Origin of the sequence: Streptomyces sp. NPDC052114, from assembly GCF_040680155.1 — a bacterium.
GTDB lineage: Bacteria > Actinomycetota > Actinomycetes > Streptomycetales > Streptomycetaceae > Streptomyces.
This window is the reverse complement of the sequence record NZ_JBFAWC010000009.1, coordinates 113,119-127,655: the sequence shown is the minus strand read 5'-3', so window position 1 is coordinate 127,655 and position 14,537 is coordinate 113,119. Positions and strand designations below refer to the sequence as shown.

General features: G+C 73.3%; 17 protein-coding genes. 10 read left to right on the top strand and 7 right to left on the bottom strand.

The window, feature by feature from the left end; genetic code table 11:
• Positions 1-23 precede the first annotated feature (23 nt).
• Both AB0L89_RS21050 and AB0L89_RS21045 read left to right on the top strand, forming a co-directional pair.
• The gene (locus AB0L89_RS21050) at positions 24-560 is read left to right on the top strand and encodes an SRPBCC family protein (RefSeq protein WP_365142939.1); all 537 of its coding nucleotides are present in this window, start codon (positions 24-26) and stop codon (positions 558-560) included.
• Positions 560-1,609, top strand: a complete 1,050-nt coding sequence (locus tag AB0L89_RS21045) for an LLM class flavin-dependent oxidoreductase (RefSeq protein ID WP_365142938.1) — start codon at positions 560-562, stop codon at positions 1,607-1,609. The genes AB0L89_RS21050 and AB0L89_RS21045 overlap by 1 nt, the downstream gene beginning before the upstream one ends.
• A gap of 132 nt (positions 1,610-1,741) precedes the next feature.
• On the opposite strand, the gene AB0L89_RS21040 is transcribed toward AB0L89_RS21045, so the two are convergent.
• Entirely contained in the window at positions 1,742-2,182 is a 441-nt protein-coding gene (locus AB0L89_RS21040; RefSeq protein WP_365142937.1) for a nitroreductase family deazaflavin-dependent oxidoreductase, read from the bottom strand.
• 246 nt (positions 2,183-2,428) lie between these two features.
• On the opposite strand from AB0L89_RS21040, the gene AB0L89_RS21035 reads away from it, so the two are divergent.
• The gene (locus AB0L89_RS21035; protein ID WP_365142936.1) at positions 2,429-3,487 is read left to right on the top strand and encodes a helix-turn-helix domain-containing protein; all 1,059 of its coding nucleotides are present in this window, start codon (positions 2,429-2,431) and stop codon (positions 3,485-3,487) included.
• Between the two features lie 14 nt (positions 3,488-3,501).
• Here AB0L89_RS21035 and AB0L89_RS21030 read toward each other — a convergent pair whose 3' ends face one another.
• Positions 3,502-4,389, bottom strand: a complete 888-nt coding sequence (locus tag AB0L89_RS21030) for a LysR family transcriptional regulator (RefSeq protein ID WP_365142935.1) — start codon at positions 4,387-4,389, stop codon at positions 3,502-3,504.
• A gap of 186 nt (positions 4,390-4,575) precedes the next feature.
• Between AB0L89_RS21030 and AB0L89_RS21025 the strand changes: the two genes are divergently transcribed.
• Positions 4,576-4,965, top strand: a complete 390-nt coding sequence (locus AB0L89_RS21025; protein ID WP_365142934.1) for a VOC family protein — start codon at positions 4,576-4,578, stop codon at positions 4,963-4,965.
• On the opposite strand, the gene AB0L89_RS21020 is transcribed toward AB0L89_RS21025, so the two are convergent.
• Positions 4,966-5,373: a CoA-binding protein gene (locus AB0L89_RS21020; protein WP_365142933.1), complete on the bottom strand. Its 408-nt coding sequence runs from the start codon at positions 5,371-5,373 to the stop codon at positions 4,966-4,968. It lies immediately after the preceding gene.
• A 75-nt stretch (positions 5,374-5,448) separates the two neighbouring features.
• Complete coding sequence (locus AB0L89_RS21015; protein WP_055696986.1) at positions 5,449-6,024, bottom strand: TerD family protein; 576 nt, start codon at positions 6,022-6,024, stop codon at positions 5,449-5,451.
• Between the two features lie 146 nt (positions 6,025-6,170).
• Between AB0L89_RS21015 and AB0L89_RS21010 the strand changes: the two genes are divergently transcribed.
• Positions 6,171-6,578 carry a BlaI/MecI/CopY family transcriptional regulator gene (locus AB0L89_RS21010; protein ID WP_365142932.1) on the top strand — a complete coding sequence of 136 codons (408 nt, stop codon included), beginning with the start codon at positions 6,171-6,173 and terminating at the stop codon, positions 6,576-6,578.
• Between the two features lie 22 nt (positions 6,579-6,600).
• Positions 6,601-7,533, top strand: a complete 933-nt coding sequence (locus AB0L89_RS21005; protein WP_365142931.1) for a M56 family metallopeptidase — start codon at positions 6,601-6,603, stop codon at positions 7,531-7,533.
• Positions 7,534-7,590: 57 nt separating this feature from the next.
• Here AB0L89_RS21005 and AB0L89_RS21000 read toward each other — a convergent pair whose 3' ends face one another.
• Positions 7,591-8,046 carry a TerB family tellurite resistance protein gene (locus AB0L89_RS21000; RefSeq protein ID WP_365142930.1) on the bottom strand — a complete coding sequence of 152 codons (456 nt, stop codon included), beginning with the start codon at positions 8,044-8,046 and terminating at the stop codon, positions 7,591-7,593.
• A gap of 150 nt (positions 8,047-8,196) precedes the next feature.
• On the opposite strand from AB0L89_RS21000, the gene AB0L89_RS20995 reads away from it, so the two are divergent.
• Positions 8,197-8,880 carry a transcriptional regulator gene (locus AB0L89_RS20995; protein ID WP_365142929.1) on the top strand — a complete coding sequence of 228 codons (684 nt, stop codon included), beginning with the start codon at positions 8,197-8,199 and terminating at the stop codon, positions 8,878-8,880.
• A gap of 1 nt (position 8,881) precedes the next feature.
• Here AB0L89_RS20995 and AB0L89_RS20990 read toward each other — a convergent pair whose 3' ends face one another.
• Positions 8,882-9,538, bottom strand: coding sequence for a TetR/AcrR family transcriptional regulator C-terminal domain-containing protein (locus AB0L89_RS20990; protein WP_365142927.1), 657 nt, complete (start codon positions 9,536-9,538; stop codon positions 8,882-8,884).
• A 174-nt stretch (positions 9,539-9,712) separates the two neighbouring features.
• Between AB0L89_RS20990 and AB0L89_RS20985 the strand changes: the two genes are divergently transcribed.
• Both AB0L89_RS20985 and AB0L89_RS20980 read left to right on the top strand, forming a co-directional pair.
• The gene (locus tag AB0L89_RS20985) at positions 9,713-11,182 is read left to right on the top strand and encodes an APC family permease (RefSeq protein ID WP_365142925.1); all 1,470 of its coding nucleotides are present in this window, start codon (positions 9,713-9,715) and stop codon (positions 11,180-11,182) included.
• Positions 11,183-11,279: 97 nt separating this feature from the next.
• A complete protein-coding gene (locus AB0L89_RS20980) occupies positions 11,280-12,920 on the top strand; it encodes an amidohydrolase (RefSeq protein WP_365142923.1) in 1,641 nt (546 codons plus the stop codon).
• An 81-nt stretch (positions 12,921-13,001) separates the two neighbouring features.
• On the opposite strand, the gene AB0L89_RS20975 is transcribed toward AB0L89_RS20980, so the two are convergent.
• Complete coding sequence (locus tag AB0L89_RS20975) at positions 13,002-13,679, bottom strand: 4'-phosphopantetheinyl transferase superfamily protein (protein ID WP_365143380.1); 678 nt, start codon at positions 13,677-13,679, stop codon at positions 13,002-13,004.
• Positions 13,680-13,883: 204 nt separating this feature from the next.
• Between AB0L89_RS20975 and AB0L89_RS20970 the strand changes: the two genes are divergently transcribed.
• Entirely contained in the window at positions 13,884-14,510 is a 627-nt protein-coding gene (locus tag AB0L89_RS20970) for a YigZ family protein (RefSeq protein WP_365142922.1), read from the top strand.
• Positions 14,511-14,537 lie beyond the last annotated feature (27 nt).

Here is a 14,537-nt window from a genome sequence, read left to right as displayed (position 1 = left end):
GACGCCTTGGAGGGCAGTCGACGATGGAGTGGACGGGTGCGCGCTACGCGGACGGGCCGACGGTCGAGGTGCGCGGGCGGATCGCCGCGTCGCCCGAGCGGGTGTGGGAGCTGGTCTCCGACATCGGCCTGATGCCGGTGCTGAGCGCGGAGCTGCAGTCGGCGGGGTGGCTCGACGGGGCGAGCGGCCCGGCGGTCGGCGCGCGCTTCACCGGCCGCAGCAGACACGCGTCGCTGGGGCAGTGGGAGACCACGTCGTACGTCGTCGCGTGCGAGGCGCCGCGCGTCTTCTCCTGGGCGGTGGCCGACCCCGAACAGCCCAGTGCCCTCTGGCGGTTCAGTCTCACGGCGCGGGACGACGGCGGCACCGAGCTGACGCAGTGGATGCGGCTCGGCCCCGGCCGCTCGGGGCTCTCGTACGCCATCGACCGGATGCCGGACAAGGAGGAGAAGATCGTGTTCGTACGGCTGCGGGAGTTCGAGCGGAGCATGACCACCACGGTCGAGTCGATCCGGAGGCTGGCCGAGGGCACGGCGACCGCGGACGAGGTGCGCGCCTGATGCGCACGTCGACGACGATCGAGGCCTCCGGGGCGAACTGGCGGGAGACGGCCGACTTCGTCACCGAGGCCGAGAAGCTGGGCATGGACATCTGCTGGGTGGCCGAGGCCTGGGGCGCCGAAGCGCCCTCCCCGCTCGGCTACTTGGCGGCCCGCACCGAGCGGCTGCTCCTCGGCTCGGGCATCATCCAGCTCGCCACCCGCAGCCCGGTCGCCATCGCCCGCGCGGCGCTCACGCTCTCCCAGATCTCCGAAGGCCGTTTCCTGCTGGGCCTCGGCCCGTCCGGGCCGCAGGTGATCGAAGGTCTGCACGGCGTGCCGTTCGCGCGCCCGCTCGCCCGGATGCGCGAGACGGTGGAGATCGTACGGAGCGCGGCCGCCGGCGAGAAGATCGCCCACGAGGGCCGGGAGTTCACCATCCCGCTGCCCGGTGGCGAGGCCCGCCCGATGCGCCTTTCGCTGCGCCCCGAGCACGAGTTGCCCGTCTACCTCGCCACGCTCTCCCCGAAGATGCTGCGCCTGACGGGCGAGGTCGCGGACGGCTGGCTCGGCACGAGCTTCGTGCCCGAGGGCGCCGCCGAGGCGTACTTCGCGCCTCTGGACGAAGGTCTCGCCGCGGCCGGACGCACCCGCGCCGACCTGGACATCTGCCAGGGCGCCGAGGTGGCCTTCGCGGAGGACGAGGACGCGCTGCGGGCGATGGTCGCGGGCCGCAAGAAGGAACTCGCCTTCAGCCTCGGCGGAATGGGCTCCGCCACGACCAACTTCTACAACGACGCCTACAGCAGGCAGGGCTGGGCCGAGGTCGCCGCCGAGGTCCGTGAGCGCTGGCAGGCGGGCGACCGCGACGGCGCGGCCGGGCTCGTCACCGACGAGATGGTCCTCGCGACCACGCTGATCGGCACCGAGGACATGGTCCGCGCGCGATTGCGGGTCTGGCGCGCCGCCGGTGTGGACACGGTGCGCCTCTACCCGGCGGGCGACACGCTGGACGCGCGGCTGGCGACGCTCGGACGGGCGATCGAGCTGGTGCGCGAGACGACGCCCTAGCCGATGCGCGAGACGACGCCCGAGCCGATGCGCGGGACGACGCCCGAGTGATCCGGGTGCCGGGCCGCCGCAGGCGCCCGGGGAAGCGGCAGGCGCCTGCGGAAGCGATGGATCAGGGCTCGATCGGATGGATCAGGGCTCGATCGGTGTCAGGACGAAGAGCGGGATCTCCCGGGTCGTCTTCTTCTCGTACTCGGCGTAGTCGGGCCAGACCGCCACCGCCCGCTCCCACCAGCGCTGCCGCTCCTCGCCCGAGGCGACCCGCGCGCGGTAGTCCTTCTTCACCGGGCCGTCCTGCAACTCGACATGCGGCTCGGCGACGAGGTTGTGGTACCAGGACGGGTGGGCCGGGTCGCCGCCCTTGGACGCGACCACGGCGTACTCCCCGTCGTGCTCGACGCGCATCAGGGGGTTCTTGCGGAGCTTGCCGGTCCTGGCGCCGATCGACGTCATCAGGATGACGGGCTTGCCCTGCACGGTCGTCCCGTCGGTGCCTCCCGACTTCTCGTACAGCTCCGCCTGCTTGTTGGACCAGCCCCAGGTGCCGGGCTCGTATTCACCAGTCAAAGGCATACCTCCTTCAACGCCGGGGGAGAGCGGAATGTTCCTCTGAGTCGCGAGAAGGTCACGGGGCGTCGACCTGGTGGGCCGCGTCACTCGGTCGCGCTCCGCGCCCCGCCACGGGCGAACCGCCCCACGCGGCTCGGGTATGCCATGAAATGTCGGACCCGGCGGGTGGCCGTCGACCCCTCATGCGTTAGAAAGGCAGCAATGTTTCACCGAGGTGGCCGCGGTCCACCACGAGGTCAGGGGGCGGACATGGCGGGGCACGGCATACCGGAGGAGTTTCTCGACGGCTATGCCCGCATCCTGGCCGGTGCCGCGACGACCGGGCGGCGGCTGACCCGTGACGAGCTGGACTCGCGGCGCGCGCTGGGCGAGCGGGCCGCCGAGGCGGGCCACGGGCTGCGGGCCCTGGTGGGCGCCTACCTGGCGGCGACCCGCGCCCACTGGCCCACCTCGCGCGCCGTCTCCGCGGACAGCGTGATGGCCGCCGCCGAGCAGGCCGTCGACGCCTTCGCGGAGGGCTACGAACGCGCCCAGCGCCTGGCCGTGCGCCAGGAGGAGGCCGCCCGGCGCGAGTTCATCGACGATCTGCTGCACGGCCGCAGCGACCTGGGCCGTCTCGTCGAACGCGCGGACCGCTTCGGGCTGCGCCTGTCCTACGAGCACGCCGTCGCCGTGGCCGAGGGCGGCGGATACGAGGACGGGGACCCCGTGCCCCGCGAGGTCGAGCGCGCCCTGACCGGCCGGTTCGGCGACCGCAGCATCCTGCTCACCACCAAGGACGGACGTCTGGTGTGCGTCGCCCCCGGCGACCAGGACGAGGTGCTCGCCTTCTTCGCCAAGCACGCGTACGCCGCCACCGACGGAGGCCGCGTCGCCATCGGCAGGCCGCGGCCGGGCCCCGGCGGTGTCGTCCAGTCCTACGAAGAGGCGCTGAACGCCCTGGACCTCGCCGAGCGCCTGGAGCTGGCCGAGCCGGTGCTGCGCGCCGCCGAACTGCTCGTCTACCCGGTCCTGACCCGCGACCGGCAGGCCATGGCCGACCTGGTGCTCGACACCCTCGGCCCGCTCCAGAAGGCCCGTGGCGGGGCGCGGCCGCTCCTCGACACGCTCGTCGCGTTCTTCGACTCCGGCTGCGTGGCGGCGGAGGCGGCCCGCCGACTGTCGCTGAGCGTGCGCGCCCTGACGTACCGCCTGGACCGCATCCACCAGCTCACCGGAGCCAACCCGGCGGATCCGGTGCACCGCTACACGCTGCAGACCGCGGTGATCGGCGCGCGGCTGCTGGACTGGCCGGACAGTCCGTTCTGAGGCCGGACGCGCCGTCAGGGCGCCGGCGCCGGCGTGCCGACGCCCAGCAGTGCGAGGAAGGCACCGGCCGCGGGTGACGGCGTGAACCGGCTCCAGACGAGGCGCTCCACCCGTACCGGACCATGGGCGACCGGCACCGTCCGCAGGTCGTGCAGCCCGTCGGCGAACGCGCCGGGCAGCAGGGCGATGCCCAGGCCGTTGCGGATCATCCGGGCCATGAGTTCGACGCCGGACACCTCGAAGGCGACCTCGCGGCGCAGTCCGGCCGCCGCGAACGCCTCGTCCGACTGGGCACGGGCCGCGCTGCCGTCGGCGAAGTCCACGAACACCTCGTCGGCGAGGTCGTGCAGGTCCACCTCGTCCCGGCCCGCCAGCGGGTGGCCCGGGGCGACCACGGCGACGTGCCGTCCGTGCGCGAGCTGGTGGTCGTGCACGCCCTGCGGCCGGAAGCCGGGCGGCACGCCGAGGAACGCCGCGTCCAGGCCGCCGTCACGGACCTGTTCGATGAGCCGCTCGCTGGAGCCGGCGCGCAGGCTGATCCGCACCCGCGGATAGCGCAGGCGGTAGTCCCGCAGCACCGCGGGGAGATCCACCGCGGCCACGGTGGGGATGGAGCCGACGACCAGCTTTCCCCGTATCTCGCCGGTGGCCGCCGCGACCTCCGCACGCGCCCGCTCGGCCGCCTCCAGGGACTGCCGGGCGGCGGGCAGGAACGCCTCACCGGCCGCGGTCAGCCGCACGCGCCTGCTGGTCCGCTCGAAGAGCCGGGCGCCCAGCTCCTTCTCCAGGCGGGCCACCTGGTGGCTGAGCGCCGACTGGACGACATGACACCGCTCGGCGGCGCGGGTGAAGCTCGAGGTCTCGGCGACCGCGAGGACGTAGCGCATCTGCTGGAGATCCATTGATCCATCGTGGATCGCGATGGACGACGATGACAAGCATGTGTTGGACCGATGGATGTCCGCTCGGAGATGCTGAAGTCCACGGCGGGCCACGGAAGTCGGCGGCCCGCCGACCCGGACCGATGAGGTCCGCCGTACCGCCGCACCACCACAGGCGCCCCGGCGCCCCGACCCACGGAGACCCCCATGCGCGTGATCGCCTTCGACCACCTCGTCCTGAACGTCGCCGACATCGAGCGCGCGATCGCCTTCTATACCGGCCCGCTGGGACTCGAACCGGTACGGGTGGAGGAGTGGCGGGCCGGCAAGGTCCCCTTCCCGTCCGTGCGGGTGAGCCCCACGACCATCATCGACCTGGTCAAGCCCTCCGGCGGGCAGCCGGAGGGCTCGAACGTCGACCACATCTGCCTCGTCGTCGAGCCGCTGGACTGGCAGGAGGTCATCGACTCCGGTGTCCTCACGGTGGTGGACGGCCCCGGCGAGCGCTTCGGCGCGCGGGGCGTCGCGACCTCCGTCTATGTGCGGGACCCGGACGGCAACACCGTGGAGCTGCGGTGGTACCCGCAGGACGCGTGACTAGCCCAGGCGCGGGATCTCGATGGCGGGGCAGCGGTTCATGACCATGGTGAGCCCCGCCGCGCGGGTCCTGTCGTACGCGGCCTCGTCGATCACGTCGAGCTGGAACCACACCGCCTGCGCGCCGGCGGCCACGGCCTCGTCGGCCACCTGGCCCGCCAGCGCGCTGTTGACGAACACGTCCACCACGTCGATCTGGAACGGCACGGCGGACAGGGACGGATATCCCTGCTCGCCGTGGACCGTCTCGGCCTTGGGATGGACCGGCACCACACGCTTGCCGAAGCGCTGCAGCACGGCCGCGACGCCGTACGCGGCCCGGTCGCGGTTGTTGGACAGGCCCACGACGGCCCAGGTGTCGCCGAGCTCCGTCAGGATCTTGCGCACCGTCTCGTGGTCGCCGTACATGACCTGCCTCCTCATGGGTCGCGGCCGGATGCCGCTCAAGGGTCGCGGCTCGACGCCGCCGGGGCCCGGGTCGTCTCAGACGTTCACACCGAAGTCCGAGGCGATGCCGCGCAGCCCACTGGCATAACCCTGCCCGACCGCGCGGAATTTCCACTCCGCGCCGTGGCGGTAGAGCTCGCCGAAGACCATGGCGGTCTCCGTCGAGGCGTCCTCGGAGAGGTCGTAGCGCGCGATCTCGTTGCCGTCCGCCTGGTTCACCACGCGGATGAACGCGTTGCGGACCTGGCCGAAGCTCTGGCCGCGGTTCTCGGCGTCGTGGATCGACACCGGGAACACGATCTTCGTGATCTGGGCGGGCACCTGCGCGAGGTTCACCTTCACGGCCTCGTCGTCGCCCTCGCCCTCACCGGTGAGGTTGTCGCCGGTGTGCTCGACCGAGCCGTCCGGGCTTGTGAGGTTGTTGTAGAAGACGAAGTGCTGGTCGGAGACGACCTTGCCGGAGTCGTCGCACAGCAGCGCGCTGGCGTCCAGGTCGTAGTCCGTGCCGGTGGTGGTGCGCACATCCCAGCCCAGGCCGACCAGCACGGCGGTGAGGCCCGGGGCCTCCTTGCTGAGCGAGACGTTGCCGCCCTTGGCCAGGGAAACTCCCACGATGTCCTCCTGAGGTTCAGAGTTCTGGATGAGTGGTTCCGTAAAAACTACAGGAATGTAGAAATAAGCGGGACGCGGTGCCCCCGTTACGATAGGGCGCTCCCCGTCCGCCGTGGAGCACGAAGACGCAGGAGGGATACCCGGGCATGAAGCGTCATGACGAGAGCGAGGAGCCGCAGCCGCGGCTGCGCCGTCGCGCACAGGGTGAGCTGGAGTCGCAGGTGCTCGCCGCGCTGCACGCCGCACAGGGCCCCGTCAGCGCCGCCTGGGTGCAGGAGCGGATCGGCGGCGACCTCGCGTACACGACCGTGATGACGATCCTGACGCGCCTGCTCGCCAAGGACGTGGTGACCCGGGAGCGCGCGGGCCGCTCCTTCGCCTGGCTGCCCGCCTCGGACGAGGCCGGGCTCGCGGCCTTCCGTATGCGCAAGGTGCTCGACGGCGAGAGCGACCGCGAGGCGGTCCTCGCCAGCTTCGTCACGACGCTCACGCCCGACGACGAGCAGCTCCTGCGCGACCTGCTCGGCCGGGCGGGCGCCGACACGGACGACTGACGCCCGAGGGGGTTCTTCGCTGATGGGCGTCTTCGTCTTCCTGCCGCTGGTGCTGCCGCTGACCGCGTGGCCGATAGCCCGCCTCGCCGAGCAGCATCTGCACCCGCGCGCCGCGACCCGGCTGCTCACCGCCGTCGCCGGCGTGATGGCCCTGTGCAGCACGCTCTGTCTGGCGCTCCTCATGGTCGTCGGCACCGCCCAGTTGCCAGGGAACCCCCTGCCGGACGGCTGGTCCGACCCCGAGGTGCGCGCAGCCGTCCCCTATGACGAGGTCGCGGGCAAGGTCGCCATCCCCGCGCTGCTCGCCGTGTGCGCGGCCTGCGCGCGCACGCTCTGGCGGCACGCGCGGGTACGCCGCCGGGGGAGCCGCGCCCTCGAAGGGCTGCCCGGCACCTCCGTCGCCGTCCTCGACGACGACGCGTCGTACGCGTACGCGCTGCCCTCGCGCGCGGGCGGGCGCGTGGTGGTCACCACCGGCATGCTGTCGAAGCTCGCGGCCCCCGAGCGGCGCGCGCTGTTCGCGCACGAGCGGGCCCACTTGTCCGGACGGCACCACCGGCATCTGCTCGTCACGCAGTTGGCGGCCCGCGCCAATCCCTTCCTGCGGCCGCTGCGCACCTCCGTCGCCTACACCGCCGAGCGGTGGGCCGACGAGGCGGCCGCACGCGACGTACGGGACCGGCGCACCGTCGCCCGCGCGATCGGCAAGGCGGCGCTCGTCTCGCGGGGCGTGCCCGCACCGACGCTGGCGGGACTCGCGGCGCCGGGGCCCGTGCCGCGCCGCGTCGCCGCGCTGCTCGCCCCGGCGCCCGCCGCCCGCACCCGCCCTTCCGTGTTCACGGGGGTGGGGCTCGCCCTGTGGTGCGCGGCGTTCGGCACCGCCGTCTCGGCGATGTCCTCCGCGAACTCCGCGGTCACGATGGTGCTGATCCTGCGGGCCGCCACGCCGCTGTGAGCGGGCCCGCGGCGCCGTGAACGGACCGGCCCCCGGGGGCCGGTCCGCCGGGACGTCCTAGAGGTCGAACTCGTGCGGCGGCAGGTCGAGGGCGAAGCAGGCCTCGCGCACGACGCCCTGCTCGTCCTTGTCGAAGTCGCCGTCGGCGCCGCCGATGACGATGCCGATCTGGATGACCGCGCGGGCCTCCGCCGGCTTCTTCTTGGCCTTCGCGACCTCCTGGAGCACGCTGACCTTGCCGAAGGCGAAGTCGGCGGTCAGCTTGTCCACGTACTCGTCGAAGCGGCGGCGCAGGTCGTCCGCGGGGAAGTTCTGCAGCACCTCGTTCGTGCCGATGAGCTGGGCCACGCGCTGGCGCTCGGAGGCGTCGACGGTGCCGTCGGCGGCGGCCACCAGAGCGCACATCGCCATGCTCGCGTCGCGGAAGGCGCCGCTCTTCAGGTCGTTCTTCTTCGCCATCAGCTGGCTCTGCATCGTCGATGCGGATTCCTTGACGCGGTCCCACAGGGCCATGGGGAGCTCCATAAACGTATCGATGTATCAGGGGTGTTGGACGAGGCCCCGGTACGCTGCACGCAGGTCCGGGGCCTCACCAGTTTCTACAACAGAGTAGAAACTAGCAGCCGGGCCGAGAAGTTCCCGCCCAGTGAGAGGGTGCGCGCGATGACAGCGACGGCTCAGGAGCTCCTGCGGACCACGACGGCCCGCCTCGCCGCCGACCCGGACGCCAACCCGCTGGTGCCGCGCATCGCCGACGGCCGTGCCCGGCTGGGGACCGTCGCGCTCCTCGCCCTGGAGCAGCGGCACGTGATCCCCGCCGACCGGCGCTCCTTCCGGCACCTGGCGCAGCGGGCCGCCGAGGTCAAGGACCCGGAGTCCGCCGCCTTCTTCGAGGCTCTCGCCGACGGCGAGGGCCTGGCCGAGGAACGGCTCGCGCCGCTCCTCGCGGCCTGCGGGGTCGACGCGGCGGAACAGGCGGCGTACGAACCCCGGGCGGGCTGCCAGGCCTATCCGGCGTACGTGGCCTGGCTCGCCCTCAACGGCGAACCGGTCGACGTCGTCCTCGCCCTCACCGCCAACTTCGCCTCTTGGGGCCGCTGTTGCGCGGACATCGCCCGCGCGCTGCGCGAGCGCCACGGCTTCTCCGACGAGGCCTGCGGGTTCTTCGACCTCTTCGCCGAGCCCGCGCCGGACCTCGACCGGCAGGCGCTCACCGCGGTACAGGCGGGCCTCGACCGGGACGGCGTCTCCGCGGCGCATCTGCGCCACGGCCGCCTCGTGCAGAGCTACGAGGCGATGTTCTGGGAGACCCTCGCGCACGCCGACGAGACCGCGCGCGGGAGCTGACTCACCCCGGCGCGCCGCCTCGCAGGTCACCCAACTGCGCGACCAGGCCGCGGATCAGCGCGTCCAGCCCCGCATCGAACGCGTGGTCCGCGCGCGCCGCCTTGTCCCCGTCGTGGGCCGCGCGCAGGGCCGCGGCGAGAACCGGGACGCGCGGCGCGTGACCCGCCGGGTCGATCATCAGCGGCGGCGCGACGAGATCCAGCGCGGAGCCGAGCAGGAAGGACTCCACGCTCGTCAGGACCGCCACCAGGCGCCCCCGGGGCCATCCGCCGCGCGCCAGCGCCGCCACCACCGACTCGTACATGGCGAGCGTCGCCGGAGAGCTGATCGTCGTCGTGGCCAGCAGATCGATGGCCTCGGGATGGCGCGCGAAGGCGTCGCGGTACGAACGCGCCCACGCCGCAAGGGCGTCGGGCCACGGCAGCACGGCGAACGCGGAGACGTCCATCTCCTCGACGACCAGGCGCCGCACTCCCTCGACGACGGCGGCACGGCCGTCCAGGTGGTTGTACAGCGACGCGGTCCGCACCCCGAGCCGGTCGGCGAGCCGCGGCAGGCTGAACGCGGCGGAGCCCTCGGCGTCGATCAGCGCCAGCGCCTCACGCGCGATCAGATCCGGACTCAGCGCGGGTCTGCGCGGTCTGCCCCTGCCCGTCATGCCACGGCCCCACAACTCCCGTTCCGCAAGGGGGTCTTCTCCCGTTCCGCAAGAGGGTCTTCCCTGACGCCCCACCCGAAGAGTACGGTCCTGCCAGCCCGAACTAAAGGGTTTAGTTTCGGGACGTCCTCGCCGTCCCGTCCCGGCCGCGCACCGACACCAGGGAGCACGCGCGTGACAGCACCCTCCTCCGCCCCGCCCTCCGCCGCCGACTCTCCCGGGCGAGGACTCAGCGACGGCGCCATCGGCACCGGAGACCTGGTGTTCTTCGTGGTGGCCGCCGCCGCGCCGCTGACCGTCATGGCGGGCGTGGCCCCGCTCGCCATCGGCATGGCGGGCAAGGCGGCGCCGCTCGGCTACCTGCTCTCCGGGGTCCTGCTCGTCGTCTTCGCCGCGGGATTCACGGCGATGAGCCGATTCGTGCGCAACGCCGGTGCCTTCTACGCCTACATCGGCCGGGGGCTCGGCCGTCCGACGGGCGCGGGTGCCGCGTACGTCGCGCTCTTCTCGTACAACGCCATCGAGGTCGGCCTGCTCGCCGCCTTCGGCTGGTTCACCGAAGCGGGCTTCGAGGACCTCACCGGGATCCACGTGCCGTGGTGGGCCTGGGCGCTGGGCGGGCTCGCCGCGATCGGGGTGCTCGGCTATCTTAGGGTGACGCTCAGCGCCAAGGTGCTCGGTGCCGCGCTCGTCCTCGAAGTCCTGGTGCTGCTCGTCTTCGAGGCGGGCGTCCTCGCGCACGGCGGAGGCCCGCACGGCCTCGACCTCGGCACGCTCTCGCCCACCCACCTCGGCACCTCCGGAATGGGCGGCATGTTCGTCCTCGCCCTCGGCGCCTTCATCGGCTTCGAGGCCACCGCGATCTACGCCGAGGAGGCGCGGCGCCCCGAGCGCAGCGTGCCGCGCGCGACCTACGTCGCCGTGGCGTTCCTCGCGCTCTTCTACACCTTCACCGTCTGGATGATCATCAACGCGTACGGTGCCGACCGCGCCCAGGACGTCGCGAACGGCGCGGGCGGCGCCGACATGGTCTTCACCGCCACCGAGCGCTTCGCCGGTGCCTGGGCCGCCGACTCCATGCACGTGCTCCTGATCACCAGCGCCTTCGCCGCGACCCTCGCCTTCCACAACGGGGCGGCGCGCTACTTCTACGCGCTCGGCAGGGAAGGCCTGCTGCCGGCCCGCCTCGGCACGGTCTCCGCGCGGACCCGGGCACCGGCCGTCGCGGTCGTCACCCAGTCGGTCATCGCGCTCGCCGTGGTCGTCGTGACGCTGCTGAGCGGGGCCGACCCCTACGACGTCACGTTCCTGTGGACCAACGGCTCCGGAATCCTCGGCGTGATGCTCATGCAGGCGCTCGCCGCGCTCGCCGTGTACGGCTTCTTCCGCCGCGACCGGCGCGGCCTGCCCGCCTGGCGGGTGGCCGTCGCCCCGCTTCTCGCCTGCGCGGGACTCGCCGTCATGATCGTCCTGGTCTGCGCCAACCTCGACCTGCTCACCGGCGCGTCGAGCGGCGTCAACGCGGCCCTGATCGCGCCGCTGCCGGTGCTGTTCCTCACCGGGGTGGCGGTGGCCCTGCGGATCCGGCGGCGCGATCGGGCCGCGTACGCACGACTGACCACGGTGGACGCCGAGCGGGTGTGACCCCTCCGGTGATCCGCACGAGCGCGTGCGCGACGGCAGCATCACGTGCGCGACGACAGCATCACGTGTACGAAGACAGCAAGGAGGCAGCGACAGCATGACGGCGACGACCCTCGTCTTCCTCGGCACGGTCCGTACCGGCGGCGACGGCCACGGAACCGGTGGCAGCGGCGCGGACACCACCGCGCTCGCCGTGCGCGACGGCCGGATCCTCGCGCTCGGCGAGGAGGCCCGCGCCCTCGCCCACGGCGCGGACGACGTCGTCGACATCGGCGACGGACTGCTGATGGCCGCCTTCGGCGACGGCCACGCCCACCCGCTCTTCGGCGGTCTGGAGAGCTTCGGGCCGCAGATCAAGGAGCTGGACTCGATCGACGCGGTCGTCGCCGAGGTCGGACGGTGGGCGCGCGAGCACCCGGAGGCGGAGTGGGTCGTCGGCGCGTCCTACGACCCCGCGCTCGCGCCCGACGGGGAGTTCGACGCGCGCTGGCTGGACGCCGCGGTGCCCGACCGGCCCGTCGTGCTGCGCGCCCACGACTACCACACGGTGTGGTGCAACACCGAGGCGCTGCGCAGGGCCGGGGTGACGAAGACGACCCCGGAGCCGCGCCTCGGCTGGATCGTGCGCCGCGAGGACGGCGCACCCCTGGGCACGCTCCGGGAGTGGCACGCCTGCGACCTCGTCCTCGACCAGGTGCCCGACCGTCCGGTGGACGACCTCGTCGAGGCGGTGCGCCGCGCCGGGCACGCGTACGCGCGCGCGGGCATCACCTGGGTCCAGGACGCCTGGGTCGAGCCGGAGATGGCCGACGCCTACCTCGCCGCGGCCCGGCGCGGGGTCCTGAGCGTCCGCGTCGACCTGGCGCAGCGCGCCGACCCCGACCGCTGGCGCGAGCAGCTCGGCCCGTTCGCCGCGACCCGCGCGCGCGTGGCTGCCGACGGCGGGGAGCTGCTGTCCGCACGGACGGTGAAGTACTTCAGCGACGGCGTCGTCGAGGGCGGCACGGCCGCCATGCTCGCCCCCTACCTGGACGCGCCGCACAGCTGCGGCATGCCGGTGTGGGACCCGGCCGCGCTCGCCGAGGCCGTGTGCGCCTTCGACGCGGCGGGCTTCCAGTCGCACATCCACGCCATCGGCGACGCGGGGGTCCGCGCGGCCCTCGACGCCATCGAGGCGGCCAAGGACGCGGGCCCGGACTGGGACCGGCGCCCGGTGATCACGCATGTCCAGGTCGTCGACCCGGCCGACCTGCCCCGCTTCGCCGCGCTCGGCGTCATCGCCAACTTCGAACCCCTGTGGGCACAGCCCGACCCGCTCCAGACCGAGCTGTCCATCCCGCGGATCGGCGCCGCGCGGGCCGCGCTGCAGTACCCCATGGGCGAGCTGGCGCGGGACGGTGTGCGCCTGTCCTTCGGCAGCGACTGGCCCGTCAGCTCGCACGTCCCCCTGGAGGGCATCCAAGTCGCCGTCACCCGGCGTACGTTCACCGGTGAGCCGGCCGACGGATGGCTCCCGCACCAGCGGCTCACCGTCGACCAGGCGCTGACGGCCGCCACGACCGGCGTCGCCCACCAGGCGGGCGCGGACGACCGTCTGGCCCTCGCCCCCGGCGCCCCCGCCGATCTGGTCCTGCTCTCCGCCGATCCGCGCACGACGGACCCGATGGAGATCCGGCACGCGCGCGTGCGGGGCACGTGGCTGGGCGGGCGGTGCACGTACCGGGACGAGGGGGAGTGACGGCGATGGGCCGACCGGCCGCGCGCCCGGCGTGATCGACTGCGCGCCGGGCGCGACCGGCGGCGCCTGGGGCCCGCCCGGCTACGCGTCCTGAGAAGGAGAGGTGATCGGCAGGACGATGGCCGTGGCCGCGATGCCGTTCTGTACGACCCACTGGCCGGAGAACACCTTCAGCTCGACGCCCTCCACCACGGGCCCCTCGACCAGCAGCCGCGCCGTGAACGTCCCGGCGGGATCCAGCTCCACCCGGGCCTCCTCGAAGCCGAGCCAGCGTCCGGTGAGCGGGAACCACGTCTTGTAGACGGACTCCTTGGCGCTGAAGAGCAGCCGGTCCCAGGGCGTGCCCGGGTGGCTGGTCCCCAGCGCGGCGAGCGCGGCACGCTCCGTCTCGTCGGCGACCAGCTTCAGGACGTCCGGGTCGCGCAGCCGCTCGGCGGGCTCCGCGTCGATGCCGAGCGAGGTCACCTCTCCGGCACGGGCGACGACGGCGGCACGGTATCCGGCACAGTGCGTCATGCTGCCGACGACCCCGGCGGGCCAGCCGGGCGCGCCCCGGTGGCCGGGCAGGATCGGCGCGGGCGCCACCCCGATCCGGGCCAGCGCGGTGCGGGCGCAGTGCCGCACGGTGGTGAACTCGTTCCGCCGCTTGGCCACCGCGTTGGCGACCACCGCCTCCTCCTCGGGGAAGAGGACGGCGTCGGCCGGGTCCTCGTGGGTCTCCACCACGGTGACCGGCACATCGGCGAGCAGGGATGCCAAGGGGCCCGCGGAGTCGGGGACTTGGCGCACGGGTATCGAAGGTGACGTCACGAGAGATCACCGTACCCGGCGGCGGGCACGCGCGTGCGTGCTGTGTCCTACGCCACCTCGCAGGTCACGCGCCCGATCGGCGACAGGCTCTCCGGTGGACCGCGCGGCCCTCCCGGCTGGGGACGCCACCCGGCGAGCGCCTACCCTGGTCGGATGCAGGACGAGTACCGCACAGTGGCCCGCGAGGGCGTGCACGAGAGCGAGATCAACCGCTCGCGCTTCCTGTGCGCCCTGGCGCCCGCGGCCACCGAGCGGGAGGCCCAGGACTTCGTCGCGCGCGTCCGCAAGGAGCACCCGACCGCCACGCACAACTGCTTCGCGTACGTCATCGGGGCCGATGCCTCCGTACAGAAGGCGAGCGACGACGGCGAGCCCGGCGGCACCGCGGGCGTCCCGATGCTGCAGATGCTCATGCGCCGCGACATGCGCTACGTCGCCGCGGTCGTGACCCGCTACTACGGAGGGGTCAAACTCGGCGCGGGCGGACTCATCCGTGCCTACGGAGGAGCGGTCGGCGAGGCCCTCGACGCGCTCGGCACCGTCACCCGCCGCCGCTTCCGCCTCGCCACCGTCACCGTCGACCACCAGCGTGCGGGGAAGGTCCAGAACGACCTGCGGGCCGCCGGGCGCGAGGTGCGCGACGTCCGCTACGCCGACGCGGTCACCATCGAGATCGGTCTGCCCGACGCCGACGTGGACGCCTTCCGGGGGTGGCTGGCCGACGCCACGGCGGGCAGCGCGGTGTTCGAGCTCGGCGGAGAGGCGTACGGAGACGCCTGACGCGCGGGGGCCCGGCGGGATGCGGCG

Bases quoted from the DNA above. Each gene is read 5' to 3' on its own strand.
- AB0L89_RS21050 (WP_365142939.1), top strand. From the start codon at position 24: ATGGAGTGGACGGGTGCGCGCTACGCGGACGGGCCGACGGTCGAGGTG.
- AB0L89_RS21045 (WP_365142938.1), top strand. From the start codon at position 560: ATGCGCACGTCGACGACGATCGAGGCCTCCGGGGCGAACTGGCGGGAG.
- AB0L89_RS21040 (WP_365142937.1), bottom strand. From the start codon at position 2,182: ATGCCTTTGACTGGTGAATACGAGCCCGGCACCTGGGGCTGGTCCAAC.
- AB0L89_RS21035 (WP_365142936.1), top strand. From the start codon at position 2,429: ATGGCGGGGCACGGCATACCGGAGGAGTTTCTCGACGGCTATGCCCGC.
- AB0L89_RS21030 (WP_365142935.1), bottom strand. From the start codon at position 4,389: ATGGATCTCCAGCAGATGCGCTACGTCCTCGCGGTCGCCGAGACCTCG.
- AB0L89_RS21025 (WP_365142934.1), top strand. From the start codon at position 4,576: ATGCGCGTGATCGCCTTCGACCACCTCGTCCTGAACGTCGCCGACATC.
- AB0L89_RS21020 (WP_365142933.1), bottom strand. From the start codon at position 5,373: ATGTACGGCGACCACGAGACGGTGCGCAAGATCCTGACGGAGCTCGGC.
- AB0L89_RS21010 (WP_365142932.1), top strand. From the start codon at position 6,171: ATGAAGCGTCATGACGAGAGCGAGGAGCCGCAGCCGCGGCTGCGCCGT.
- AB0L89_RS21005 (WP_365142931.1), top strand. From the start codon at position 6,601: ATGGGCGTCTTCGTCTTCCTGCCGCTGGTGCTGCCGCTGACCGCGTGG.
- AB0L89_RS21000 (WP_365142930.1), bottom strand. From the start codon at position 8,046: ATGGCCCTGTGGGACCGCGTCAAGGAATCCGCATCGACGATGCAGAGC.
- AB0L89_RS20995 (WP_365142929.1), top strand. From the start codon at position 8,197: ATGACAGCGACGGCTCAGGAGCTCCTGCGGACCACGACGGCCCGCCTC.
- AB0L89_RS20990 (WP_365142927.1), bottom strand. From the start codon at position 9,538: ATGACGGGCAGGGGCAGACCGCGCAGACCCGCGCTGAGTCCGGATCTG.
- AB0L89_RS20980 (WP_365142923.1), top strand. From the start codon at position 11,280: ATGACGGCGACGACCCTCGTCTTCCTCGGCACGGTCCGTACCGGCGGC.
- AB0L89_RS20970 (WP_365142922.1), top strand. From the start codon at position 13,884: ATGCAGGACGAGTACCGCACAGTGGCCCGCGAGGGCGTGCACGAGAGC.